The sequence below is a fragment of the Paracoccus onchidii genome (assembly GCF_028294535.1).
GTDB lineage: Bacteria > Pseudomonadota > Alphaproteobacteria > Rhodobacterales > Rhodobacteraceae > Paracoccus > Paracoccus onchidii.
The window spans coordinates 79,486-91,747 of sequence record NZ_JAQBIE010000018.1; the positions used below are offsets into that span (position 1 = coordinate 79,486).

Consider the following 12,262-nt stretch of genomic DNA (forward strand, 5'->3'; position numbering starts at 1 on the left):
CGCGGGCTTTTCACGGCCGGCCGGGGCACATATGGTAAGGGCTATGGAGCTTCTGGACGATTCCGACGATTTTGATGGCGTGCCTCTGTCGCAGCGGGCGATGGCGGCCCGGCCCGCGCCCTATCTTGAGGGGCTGAACGCGGCACAACGTGCGGCGGTGGAAACGCTGGATGGCCCCGTGCTGATGCTGGCGGGCGCTGGCACCGGCAAGACGCGGGCCCTGACCACGCGGATTGCGCATCTGTTGATACAGGGCAAGGCATGGCCTGGGCAGATTCTGGCGGTGACCTTTACCAACAAGGCCGCGCGCGAGATGAAGGACCGGATCGGGCGTCTGCTGGGTGAAACAGTCGAGGGGATGCCCTGGCTGGGCACGTTCCACAGCATCAGCGTCAAGATCCTGCGCCGTCATGCCGAACTGATCGGCAATGGTGAACTGCATCTGAAACCCAGCTTCACGATTCTGGATACAGACGACCAGATCCGGCTGTTGAAACAGCTGATCAAGGCCGAGAATCTGGATGAAAAGCGCTGGCCGGCGCGGCAGTTGGCGCATCTGATCGACGGTTGGAAGAACCGCTGCCTGACGCCCGGCAGGTTGCCCAAGGGCGAAGAGGCGGCCTTCGATGGCTGGGGTGGGCGGCTGTATCAGGCCTATCAGGATCGTCTGCTGACCCTGAACGCGGTCGATTTCGGCGATCTGCTGATGCATTGCGTCACGCTGTTTCAGGCGCATCCCGACATCCTGAAGGGTTGGCAGGACCGGTTCCGTTACATTCTGGTCGATGAATATCAGGACACCAACGTTGCCCAGTATATGTGGCTGCGGCTGTTGGCGCAGGCCCATAAGAATATCTGCTGCGTGGGCGATGACGATCAGTCGATCTATGGCTGGCGGGGCGCCGAGGTGGGCAACATCCTGCGGTTCGAAAAGGATTTTCCCGGCGCACAGGTGATCCGGCTGGAACAGAATTACCGCTCGACCCCGGAAATTCTTGCGGCGGCGTCGGGGCTGATTGCGGCCAATTCCGGGCGACTGGGCAAGACGCTGTGGACCGATGCCGAGGCGGGCGAGAAGCTGCGCCTGATCGGCCATTGGGACAGCGAGGCCGAGGCGCGCTGGATCGGCGAAGAGATCGAGGCGTTTCAGGGCGGCCACCGCGCCGCGCTGGGACCGGTCAGCCTGAACGACATGGCGATCCTTGTGCGTGCCTCGCACCAGATGCGGGCCTTCGAGGATCGTTTCATGACCATCGGCCTGCCTTACCGCGTGATCGGTGGCCCGCGTTTCTACGAGCGGCAGGAAATCCGCGATGCGATGGCCTATTTCCGTCTGGTCGTCAGCCCCGATGACGATCTGGCCTTCGAGCGGATCGTGAACACACCAAAGCGCGGGCTGGGCGACAAGGCGATCCAGACCATCCAGACCGTTGCCCGCCAGAACGGTGTCGGGTTGCTGGAAGGCGCGCGGATCGTGGTCGAGGACAAGCATCTGGGCGGCAAGGGTCTGGCCAATCTGCGCGATTTCGTGAATGGGGTCGGGCGCTGGCATGTCGATGCCACGGACGACGCCATCAGCCATGTCGAGCTGGCCGAACGGATTCTGGATGAATCCGGCTATATCGCGATGTACCTTAAGCCGCCACCTGACGGCTGGGATGAAGATCGCGATGGAGAATGGCCTGCGATCGCTAAAGATGTGGAAGCCGAAGGGCGCCTCGAAAACCTCAAGGAACTGGTCAAGGCGCTGGAGGATTTCGACAATCTTCAGGGCTTTCTGGAACATGTCGCACTGGTCATGGACCGCGACAGCGACGAGAGTGGCGAACAGGTCAGCATCATGACGCTGCATGGCGCCAAGGGGCTGGAATTTCCGGTCGTCTTCTTGCCGGGCTGGGAGGACGGGCTGTTCCCGAACCAGCGCGCGATGGATGAAAACGGCACCAAGGGCCTCGAGGAAGAGCGTCGTCTTGCCTATGTCGGCATCACTCGTGCCGAACGTTTGGCCACGATCACGTTTGCGGGCAACCGCCGACTATATGGACAGTGGCAAAGTTCGATGCCATCGCGTTTCATTGACGAGCTGCCCGAACAGCATGTCGAGGTCTTGACCCCTCCGGGGCTGTATGGCGGCGGATATGGCGCGGCCATGGCCCATGCGGGGGGGAATCCGGCCGCGCAGATGCAGGATCGCGCGGCGCGGGCCGATGTCTATAACTCGCCGGGCTGGAAGCGCATGCAGGCCCGCGCGGCAGAGCGCAAGACAGCGATGCCGCGCACAGGCGTGACCATAGACGCCGATCCGGCGGCGGGGTTCAAGGTTGGCGATCGTGTCAATCACGCCAAGTTCGGCGATGGCCAGGTCATGGGTATTGCCGAGGACACGTTGACCGTGCAGTTTGACGCCGGTTTCAAGAACATCAAGGCCAGCTATGTGAGGCCGGCCGGCGACGATCAGGACGTGCCGTTCTAGCACTCAGGGCGGCCACCAACAGGAGAAAGCGAATGCTGAACATCCATGTGGACGCCAAGAGAAACATCATCACCGCGCAACCCGAAGGCGTCATACCCGCTTCGGAATTCGAGGCGATGGGCCATGCAATCGATGACTATGCGAATGAACATGACCGGATGCCCGGCCTGGTGATTCATCTGAAGGGATTGCCGCATTGGCAGGGCTTGTCCGCGATGCGGGCCCATTTCGAAATGGTTCGGGAACATGGTGTCGTTCTGCCCCGTGTTGCGATTGTCACCGACAGCAAGGGGCTGGCCGTGCTGCCCAATGTCGCTGATATATTCGTCCGTGCCCGTGTGCGCCACTTTGACCTGCGCCAAGAGGCCGAGGCCGTGGACTGGGCCGGATCGGCCGAGCAAGAGCCGGAAGGATATGTCCTGATCGACGGTTTCCCCGATAATGTTGTCGCGATCCGCGCCGTGGGCGAGGTCACATCACGGGATTACGAGGATCGGCTGATCCCGCTGGTGCGCAAGAAGGCCAAGGCCCATGGAAAGGTCCGGCTGATGATGCAGCTGGGCCATGATTTCGAAAAATACTCGGTCGGTGCAATGTGGGATGACGCGCGTCTGGGTCTGACCAATTGGCGCAGCTTTGAGCGTATTGCGATTGTCAGTGACATCGGCTGGATCACACGTTCGATCAAGATGTTCGCGCCGTTGATGCCAAGCGAGGTCGCTGTTTTCCCCGATGATGGCCTGGAGGCCGCCTCCGCATGGATCTGCGAAGGCAACGCAACGCCCGCGCCAAATGATGCAGGACCCAGCGAGGCACCAAAGCAGGCAGCAAGCAAACCGGCCGCCAAACGCACGCCACGCACCACCGGTCGCAAGGCGGCGACCGAGGCCCGGCAGACTGCGCCTGCGGCCAAGGCCCCGGCTGCAAAAGCCCGGGTTGGTGAAGCGCCTTCCACCGCAACCTCGAAGGCCGAAACCTCGGATACAGCGACCAGATCCTCGGCGCCAAGATCTGCCCGAGCCCGTACAGCGGCCAAGCCGGCAGCGGCGACCAAAGCCAGCCCGGCGAAAACCACGGTGCCGCGTACCCGCCGCAGCACGACTGCCAAAACCCAGGCAAGCGCGCCCGAAAAGACAACGGCAACCCCTGTCAGGTCGCGCAGGAAGCCGACAACGGCGAAGCAGCCCGGCTCGACGCCGCCAAAGTCCGAAAGCTGATAGCGCTGGAGCGGGTTGCGCTGGCTGTTCACGGGCTGGCGCAACAGGGTGCGCCGTCGGTCAGACCGGTTGAAGGCGACAAAGGTGTCACAATCTCGGGGCGTCGAACCGGCGATATTCGGCAGATCCCGGGCGCAAACCCTTGCGCGGCGGTGCGCGCAGCCTAACATCTATGCAAACGGATGATGGGAGGTCGTGATGGCATCGCTGGCACAGCAGATCGATGAAAGCCGCGTTCAGGTTTCGCAGGCTCAGGGCAAGATTGCCGAAATGACCGCCAGATTGGACAGCGCGACCGCCGGGTCCGAGGCTGCCTCGCTGCCGGTCGATGTGGCCAATGCGACCTTGGAGGATGTGCATAATCATACCGAGGCGATGAACGCCAATATCGCCGAGCTGATCATGGGGCTGGATGATGTGACGGCAGGTTTCAGCCGGGATTTCGAAGAATTGCGCAGCAAGACCGGCTGGGAAAAATTCGTTGGTATCTTTGCCAGTGGCAAATCGGAATCCATGCGCCAGGAACGCCTGCGTTCGGCCAGTATCGACGACAAGTTACAGGACCTGATTTCGAAATCGGACACGATCAGGCGCTTGCTGCAAGGGCAGTTGGATCTGTTGAACGATCAGAAACAGAAGGTCGAGGCCAATTTGTCGCGCACATTGAGCGAACGGGAAGGCACCGTTGCCACGCTGCAGGAATTGCGCGACCGGTTGAAGGCAATGGATCCGGATCTGATCAGTCTGGAAAATCAGGTGGCCAGCACTACCGACGCGACCGAACGCACACGTCTGGAAACCGCGCTGGCGAATGCCAACAAGGATCACAACGCCTTGGTTCAGGAAGAACAGGTGGCGCTGGCGCGATCTCAGACCCTGGAACGCTATATCGAAGCGGGCAAGACCTGGGTCGACAGCCTGCAAAATCAGGCAGCCACACAGATGGTGTTGATCAACAAGCTGCAAACCGATACGCGCCAGCGGGTCGTGCTGTATGATGCCTTGACGAAATCCTTGAAAACGGCCCAGCAGCAGGATGTGGCCCATCGCATCAACGAGATCGGTGTTCAGACCGATCAGGAAGCGCAGGCTGCCATGGCCGCCATTGGCACGGCAACCAATGACCGGATGGCCGACATGCTGGAAGCGCATGGCGATCACATGGTGTTCGCCCGCGAGGTTCTGGAAGAAAAGGCCAAGGCGGATCAACGTTTTGCCCGGCGTTTCGGCGAGATCGTCAAAAAGCATGACAGCAATCTGTATGGCGGCTGATCCGTGGCGGAAACCGGAAACCTCGATGCCGATCATCGCCACCTGAGTGACGAGGCCACGGCGCGTGCCTTTTTCGACCAGATCGGACGGATTACCGGGATACTTCCGGCCACGCTGGCGGAGCTTGTGCGCGACGACATCTTTTCGCCGACCGAGACGCAGATCGTCGGCGGTTATCTTGACGCCCTGAACAACAGCATTCAGGCTCTGGCGCTGAAATATCTGATTGCGGGCCGTATCGATGGACCTCTGCGCAGGCATGTGACCATCGATATTCATGAATCCGGCTTTCCCGTCTGGTCCGAAATCGCGCAGACCGCAGCAGATGCGGCGCAGGCGACAGAGGAACTGGCCCGCACCCAGCCTCCGGGGGCGATCAAGGATGAAATGATCCGCCAGATTGTCGGCGAACTGGTGGTCCCGACGCGGCTGCAATATGCCATGTCGCAACGGCTGTATTACGAGATGCTAGATCGGGGCGGGCTGTTCTGGCCGCAGATGCATCCGCAGGGTTATTGGCTGTCCGGTCATGACAGCCCCCGCCGCCGTTGGCTGCTGCATTGGGCGGTATATGACAGCCAGCTGAACGTGCCCGTGCTGTATCTGCTGGATGTCGATGACAGTGGCCGCCGACCCTTGATCGATGATCCAAGGCGCTGGCCCGAGCTGCGCGCCTATTTGTTGGCTCAATCGGTGACGTCGTTGCAACTACTCACGATCGCCCGAGGTTTTGACCGCGATTTCGACACATTGCACCCGATGCGGCTGCGCCGGATCGTGCTTGGGCCGATCTATTCGCAGCGATTTACCGTGCAGAAAGGCCCGATCCGTGAGGTTTTGAAAAATGCCTATGCGCCAGACGGGGAAGATTGGGCGATGGCTTTGACGGTCGAAGATCTGGAATCCGAAAAGGCCATTGTCGAGCCCAAGGGGTTCTTTGGCGTGATCGAACGTCAGCTGTTCCGGCTGGACCCGTTGGAACCCGAAGGCGCGGGGCAGGGGGCAAGCCAGGTGATGCGACTGCTGGTCTTGCCTCAGCGGCCCTATCAGGCGCTCGCGGCACTGGACCCGGCGGGGTTTCGCAACATGCGCAAATATGTGCCCGGCCCCGACGGTCGCGTGATGGGTTACCGTTGATGTGGGCTGAAATTGTCATGGATATACAAATATGCTTTGATCTGACAGCTTTGCGCCGGACAAGGCGCGGCAATTTTTGCGTTTCAGAATTCGACCGGGTGTAGCGGGCATGTCGCCCTGAGTTTCGGTTATTCAAGTAAAGAGGTTTGAATGGACGCCCGCAATGAAATGGAACTGCCCGAGGACGATATACAGGGCAATTATCCGCAAGCTCTTTCCTTGCTGACCGGGTTTGAGCATGCGCCGCGTCTGATGCAATCGACCGTGACGGCGGGTGCCGAATTGTCGCCGGGGATCGCAGCGCCGTCGCGCTTTCGGCCGACGACGCCGGGTCTGCTGGGACGGCGCGCCGCACAGGCCGATGGCGTCAACTTGCTGGAACGGATCGAAAATGCGGGCGGGGATGAATTGTTGACCCCGGCGGCAGCTACATTGGCGCGTGTCTTGCGACGCGCCATCGCGATTGCGTTGGCCGTGTCCAACGATGTCGCCGCACGCTCTGGTGCGGGCGAAATGAAGCGTATCAACCTGGAAAGCCGTCTTCCCGCAGATCGACACCATGAGTTTGCCGAATTGCTGGCGGTTGAATCGCTGGCCGCGCTGTCGGTTCTGGCGAATGCGACGGCATTCCTTCTGGCCGAGCATTCCGGGGCCCTCAATGTCGAGGACATCACCTCGGATGAAATTCTGACCGATAGCACGCAAACCGCCCTTCAGGGCGCGTTGTGGGAACTGGATCAAAACCTGTCGCGAAACGCGCGCGACGATCAAAGCCTGATCGCAACGGCCCTGGCTTGGGCAGAAAGCCTGTCGATCGCGGTGGCCGCGCGGGGCGAAAACACGCCGCGTATCCGTGCCTTTACCGGGGCCGCCTGGCGCGTCGCGGCAGATGATTTCGCGATTGCGGGCTTTGCGCCGCCGACCCGTGTGCAGGGCGGTCCGGTCGCGATGGAGTTCAAGAAACCCGAAGAGGTTGTCGGAAACGCGATTGCCAAACATCAGGCCATGCGGTTGGCGCGCATGCTGGTGGCATATGATTTTGATCGTATGGCGAACCCCTTTGTCGAGCTGGGCGGATTTGTCTTTACCTTTCTGGGCGATGGCAAACCGGGAACCGGTAAGACCACATTGATCCAGATGATGGCGGGGCTGATCAATGAATATTGTCAGGTTGCGGGCTATCCGTTCCGTTATCGCAATCTGTCCATCGACAATGTCGATAGCTATCAAGGCAAGTCGGGGCAGAACGCACGTGCGTTCGTCAATGCGATCGTTGATCCCAAGGTCATCGGTTTCGGCAGCATCGACGATATCGACCAGATCGCCGGGCGCCGTGGCGATCGACAGTCTTCGTCGGGGCAACAGGAAATCACCGCTGTCTTGATGGAGGCGTTCGCCGGCGCATCGACCGTCGTTCGGGGGAACGCGACGTTTGGAATGTTTTCCAACCATGCGGAAAATATCGATGATGCCTTGCGGCAGCGCGCCTCGGCCCGGTTGCGGATCGACGGGCCCAAGAGTCGCGATGACTATATCGACATTCTTGGCCTGTTGATGGGGTCGCGCCACCAGATCCCGGTGGGTGATCACGACCTGATGCGCGCTCAGGCCATGCAACAGGCTGTGGCGATTGAATATCGGGACCATTCCCGCCCCTTGGAAACGGGGTTGGCACAGGTGTTTGACAGCGTTCTTCACCAGTTCGGGCCGTTGGACAATATCGCGGATCTTGGCAGCTATCTGCATGCAATCGCCTGCGCGGATTCGCGCTTCACTGGGCGCGCGGTCAAGAACATCACCGATGCCGTCAAGGCCCGAGCGATGGATTTCGATATGCCGGACATGTGGTTTGAAACGCCCGAACCCTTTTTGCATCAACCCTATGAGCGCAAGGTGCAGATGATCGAATCCCTGCGCAAACCCATGACGCCCGAGATGATCCTGCAAGAAATAAATCGCTATGCAGACAGCGAATGGCGCTATGCCGAAAATGCCGACGAGACGGCCATTCAGGATGCCGTGCGCGGAATGGAACGCATGGCCGAGGCCAAGCGCAGGTTCGAGGGCGGCAGATGACACCTGTTCGGTGCCTTGTAACCTGATCCGGGGGTGATGCAGCGTGAAGCGGCTGATCGAAAATGATCTGATGTTCGGCAACCTGATCCGCGTCGATTCGCAGGCATGGATCGGGTTATATAACCGTGCTTTGAAGAAACTGACCGGTCGCGAAACCTCTTTGCCCGAATTTCATATCGATATCGGGGGCTTCTCGCCCGAGATCGGGGATGAGCTTGGCGATATGAACTACCTGTCGCCAAAGGGCGGCGAACGTCAGTTTATCCTGTTGACGACCGAACAGAAGACCGCCCCGATGCTGAACGCCGATCTTTCGGTTCTGCGCGATGTGATGCGCGGGTTCATTACCCGCAATGAAAGCCAGCTTTTCGGCCTGACCGCCCGCGATGCCGTGATCGGGCAGATAGATGATCGGGTCTGGGCCCTTGAAACGCCTGCCGACCTCATGCAGCTGCGCGATCTGGGCGTAACGGCTGATACGACGGGCAATCACGTCGCCGAGGCCGACCGGCTTGGCCGCATGATCGAGGATTTTCGCACCCGGCCTGATGGATGGTGGGATGATGTGCTGATCGCCCGCATGATCGAGCAGGCCAGGAAATCCGGGGATGTGTTGCGCAATCCGATTCGGCTGACCCACACGGAATTCGCCATGCCGGATTTCTGGACCGCTGATTTCGGCGGGGTTTATTTGTGCCGATCCTGTGCCGAGCCGGCGATGATCTTTGCCGATCCCGATCAGGCGATCGAGGTCAGCGGTATGCGCATGCTGACCCTTGATGCACCACATCAGGTGGCGGCATGGCTGGCCCGCAATGCCTTGGCCGAACCGATCATCAGCGCAAGCGGCGCGGATGCGGCGGCCATTCTGCGCCAGAAGATGGATTTCATTCTAGCCGATGCGGCCATTCGGCTGGGGCTGGACACGGGCGATGGCAGCCGATCAGAACTGCGCCGCGTCGCCTCGCGGATGGGTGCGGATCTGCCCGCAGAAATCAAGGGATTGTCGGCGCTGCATCGCTATGCCCAGAACGGAGGGGACTGGCCGGTGATAGACAGCGGCGATCCGGCCTATTTCTATGCGCTGCGAGGCACTCCGGGGCCGCTGCGCGATCTGGTGAACCGTTTGCTGGCCGAAATGGCGCCCCATGACGTGCGTCAGCTGTTCATCACCCACAAGCCGCGTTTCTACAGCCTTTACCGCACGTGGCCAGAAGCCAAACGGGACTATGTGGTGCGTATTCTTGCGCGTGAATATGCGATCGACAAACAGGGCACGCGCGAGGCCCTGTTCGGGTCCGAACCGGGTATGCAAGAGGCGCAGATTCCGTCGCACCGCACTGGTCCCTGGGGGCCGGCGCGTGTTAAGCTGGCCGAGGCCGAACTGTCGCGTCCGGCCGGACCGTGGGGTCGTGCATCCGGAGGAACCGATTGACCGCCTTGTTCCGCCTGATCGTGCTGGTTTTTCTGTTGGAGGCCATGTTCTATCTGCTGCTGCGGATCTATATCAGATCGCTGCAAAGGGAACGGCTTGAAGATACCTGGGACGAAAGGCATCCCGACAAGGCCGGGGACAGTGCCGCACGCGATGAATTCGTGCGCAGGTCGATGGTGGGTTTTGACAAGACTTTGAAGTCCCGTCTGTTGTGGCTGGTCTTTATTCTTCCGACCCTGGCGATCATGGGGATCGTCTACTGGGTGAATTGGCAATAAGGGGCCGCCGTCAATGTTCTATTACGTCAAGGTTGTTTTTGGGGTTCTGCTGGGCATCGTGGTGTTCATGTTCCTCGATTACAGCCTGCCATCCAAGAATACCGTTCGTATCACCAATACCTATAACCGGTTGACCGCGATCACGTCCTCGAACGCGATGTTCTATGCGGCCGAGGATGCGGGCACGGTCGAAAATGCCTCTGGGCAGCGTGATGTGCGTTTCTTTGAAACAGTGCGCCCCAATGGGAAGGTCTTTGTCTATCGCAACGAGGACACGGGTTGGATCTGGCCGCCCTATTTCAAATATGACAGCGCCAATCTGCATGCCGAGGCGACCAACCTGCGGTCGACTTCGGCGGATCCGCAATGGGTCAGCGTCACGGCCTATGGCTGGCGCATCCCGTGGCTGACGGCCTATCCCAATGCCATTTCGATCGATACGCTTGCCGGACCCGACGAGCGCCCGCGCAACTGGGCGGCGATGATCATTTGCGCCGTTCTGCTGATCCTGCTGTTCATGTTCTGGCGGATGTGGGCGCAGTTTCGAGAACGCACGATCGATCCGGCGGTTGATCGCGTCGATCAGGCATGGGATCGCGTCGAAGATGGCGCAGACGCGGCACGCGATCACCTCAGCACGCGCACCGCAGACGCTGGGGGCAGGTTTCGCCGTTGGCTGGACAGCTTTCGGGGGAAACCGCGCAAATAGTGCGTGCGATATCGCAAACGGGGGTAGCGGTTCCGTTCCGCCAACTTGGTCGAGCAGTTTGAACCAGACCTGTTAGTCGTGTGTGTCCCCCAAGTGTTTTCCCGGCCCTTTGCGCTCAAAGGCCAAGTGGCTTTTACTCGCCCGGTGCTGAATACTGACAGCGGGGGATCGAAGCCGTTGGGATATGCGAAGATGGCCATCTCGGTTTGGTGCTTTTCCCCTGAGACTGGCTCATTTGGAGCTGGAGTTTTCAGGTAGACTTTCCTGGCTGGGAAAGGGGCGCAAACGCATGAACGCATCGAAGTTCACGGATGCGCGGAAATCGTTCATCTTGCCACAAGGCGAAGACGGAATGCCGGTTGTCGAGATCTGCCGAAAGGCTGGGATGCCATTGCCCGACGAGATGCACCGGCTGACGCTGCTTGCGGACGAGAATTCGCCGCTCAAGAAGATCGTTGCGGACCTGACGCCGGCGCGCGAAATGCTTCAGGATGTCATCCGCCGAAAGCGCTGAGGCCGGAACGGACGCGTGAACTTGTCCGCGGGATGTGCGCGGATTGGGCGGTCTCGATCCGCAGGGCTTGTGGGGCCTGCGAATTGACTGCTCCGGCCACCACGACCAGTTCCGCCGCACGGATCCGGCAGCTCGTGACAGGCGCGGATCAAGGAAATCTGCGAAACGGATGTTCGATACGGATATCGACGCGTGCATGTTGTCCCTGATCGCGATGGTTGGCGCCGCAGCATCAAGAAAACCTCTCGTGTTTACAGGGCGATGGGCATGTAGTTGAGAAACAGGACGCCGAAAAGGCGTGTGAAGGCGACGCTGCGAGAGGATCGGGATTGCCGCGTCGAACGCAGGCGCGCCCTGTTCCATGAGGTCATGCACGGCCTGCGCCATACCTAGCATCTTCAGGCTGCGGAGCATGATAACGATGGCAGCGCCGGCGGGATCATGACGCATGGCGTTTGCCTTCGGATGTGCGCAGCCCATCGTAGCGTGCGACATTGGCCCCGAACTTCTTGCTCAGTGTCAAATCAGGAGGCGGCCTCACATCTGGCAGCTCGAGCTAAATGCCGTTTACCAGCCGGTGCAACAGGTTTAGCGCGTGGGTCTTGGTCGCCACGCCTGCCTGCAGGGCCATGTCCACCGCGCATAGGGCCGCCTGTTCGTCGTGATGCAACGCCAATGACAGGACGTCGACCATCTCCCGATCGCCGCCGGGTCTGCGCGGCACCTGATCCTGCAGCTCACGAAAGCCTACCGGCATCTCGACAAATGGGGCACCGTTGCGAAGCGCGCCTGGCTTGCGCTGGACCACGGCGAGGTAGTGGTAAAATCATAAATGACGCAGCCCGGTTGCCGATGCGATCGTTCAATGATGCGCTGGTGCTCGCAGACGATGTGCCCTTCAGCAACGATAACCGGCCATTCTGAGTAGATGTGCAGGCTGACCGACCGGTTCGCAAAACTGGTCGGTACCGAGTAGCGATTGCGATCAAAGGTGATCAGGCAGGTTGGGGACACCCGCTTGCTTTGCTCGACCTAGGCTCAGGACTCATTCCGATTCACAGCCAGAAGATGACAGTTGCGGCGAGTACGATCGCTGAGAAGAAGGTCTTCGGGCACCGGTCGTACCGCGTTGCAACGCGCCGCCAGTCCTT

8 protein-coding genes and 4 pseudogenes are annotated in these 12,262 nt (G+C 60.2%); 9 read left to right on the top strand and 3 right to left on the bottom strand.

From position 1 onward, the window contains the following. Positions 1–43: 43 nt before the first annotated feature. From PAF17_RS14230 to PAF17_RS14270, 9 genes and pseudogenes are all read left to right on the top strand, one after another. Positions 44–2,473: an ATP-dependent helicase gene (locus PAF17_RS14230; RefSeq protein ID WP_271889771.1), complete on the top strand. Its 2,430-nt coding sequence runs from the start codon at positions 44–46 to the stop codon at positions 2,471–2,473. A gap of 32 nt (positions 2,474–2,505) precedes the next feature. Beyond that, complete coding sequence (locus tag PAF17_RS14235) at positions 2,506–3,690, top strand: STAS/SEC14 domain-containing protein (protein WP_271889772.1); 1,185 nt, start codon at positions 2,506–2,508, stop codon at positions 3,688–3,690. Positions 3,691–3,888: 198 nt separating this feature from the next. Next, entirely contained in the window at positions 3,889–4,962 is a 1,074-nt protein-coding gene (locus tag PAF17_RS14240) for a hypothetical protein (protein ID WP_271889773.1), read from the top strand. 3 nt (positions 4,963–4,965) lie between these two features. Continuing rightward, positions 4,966–6,099, top strand: a complete 1,134-nt coding sequence (locus PAF17_RS14245) for a hypothetical protein (RefSeq protein WP_271889774.1) — start codon at positions 4,966–4,968, stop codon at positions 6,097–6,099. 150 nt (positions 6,100–6,249) lie between these two features. Further along, positions 6,250–8,175, top strand: coding sequence for an AAA family ATPase (locus PAF17_RS14250; RefSeq protein WP_271889775.1), 1,926 nt, complete (start codon positions 6,250–6,252; stop codon positions 8,173–8,175). Positions 8,176–8,218: 43 nt separating this feature from the next. Then, positions 8,219–9,610, top strand: a complete 1,392-nt coding sequence (locus PAF17_RS14255; RefSeq protein ID WP_271889776.1) for a DUF6638 family protein — start codon at positions 8,219–8,221, stop codon at positions 9,608–9,610. Continuing rightward, positions 9,607–9,888 carry a hypothetical protein gene (locus PAF17_RS14260; protein ID WP_271889777.1) on the top strand — a complete coding sequence of 94 codons (282 nt, stop codon included), beginning with the start codon at positions 9,607–9,609 and terminating at the stop codon, positions 9,886–9,888. The genes PAF17_RS14255 and PAF17_RS14260 overlap by 4 nt, the downstream gene beginning before the upstream one ends. 13 nt (positions 9,889–9,901) lie before the next feature. Continuing rightward, the gene (locus PAF17_RS14265; protein WP_271889778.1) at positions 9,902–10,597 is read left to right on the top strand and encodes a DUF1523 family protein; all 696 of its coding nucleotides are present in this window, start codon (positions 9,902–9,904) and stop codon (positions 10,595–10,597) included. Between the two features lie 289 nt (positions 10,598–10,886). Continuing rightward, positions 10,887–11,381 (top strand): annotated as a pseudogene (locus PAF17_RS14270) (IS3 family transposase); the annotation flags it as partial. Between the two features lie 42 nt (positions 11,382–11,423). Here the strand turns inward: PAF17_RS14270 and PAF17_RS14275 are convergent. The 3 pseudogenes from PAF17_RS14275 to PAF17_RS14285 all read right to left on the bottom strand — a co-directional run. Further along, a pseudogene (locus PAF17_RS14275) lies at positions 11,424–11,561 on the bottom strand (ATP-binding protein); the annotation flags it as partial. Next, positions 11,551–12,143 (bottom strand): annotated as a pseudogene (locus tag PAF17_RS14280) (Mu transposase domain-containing protein); the annotation flags it as partial. The pseudogenes PAF17_RS14275 and PAF17_RS14280, both read right to left, overlap by 11 nt. A 23-nt stretch (positions 12,144–12,166) precedes the next feature. Continuing rightward, positions 12,167–12,262, bottom strand: a pseudogene (locus tag PAF17_RS14285) (IS5/IS1182 family transposase); the annotation flags it as partial.

Excerpts from the sequence above, each read along its gene's own strand:
- PAF17_RS14230 (WP_271889771.1), top strand. The coding sequence starts at position 44 with ATGGAGCTTCTGGACGATTCCGACGATTTTGATGGCGTGCCTCTGTCG.
- PAF17_RS14235 (WP_271889772.1), top strand. The coding sequence starts at position 2,506 with ATGCTGAACATCCATGTGGACGCCAAGAGAAACATCATCACCGCGCAA.
- PAF17_RS14240 (WP_271889773.1), top strand. The coding sequence starts at position 3,889 with ATGGCATCGCTGGCACAGCAGATCGATGAAAGCCGCGTTCAGGTTTCG.
- PAF17_RS14250 (WP_271889775.1), top strand. The coding sequence starts at position 6,250 with ATGGACGCCCGCAATGAAATGGAACTGCCCGAGGACGATATACAGGGC.
- PAF17_RS14265 (WP_271889778.1), top strand. The coding sequence starts at position 9,902 with ATGTTCTATTACGTCAAGGTTGTTTTTGGGGTTCTGCTGGGCATCGTG.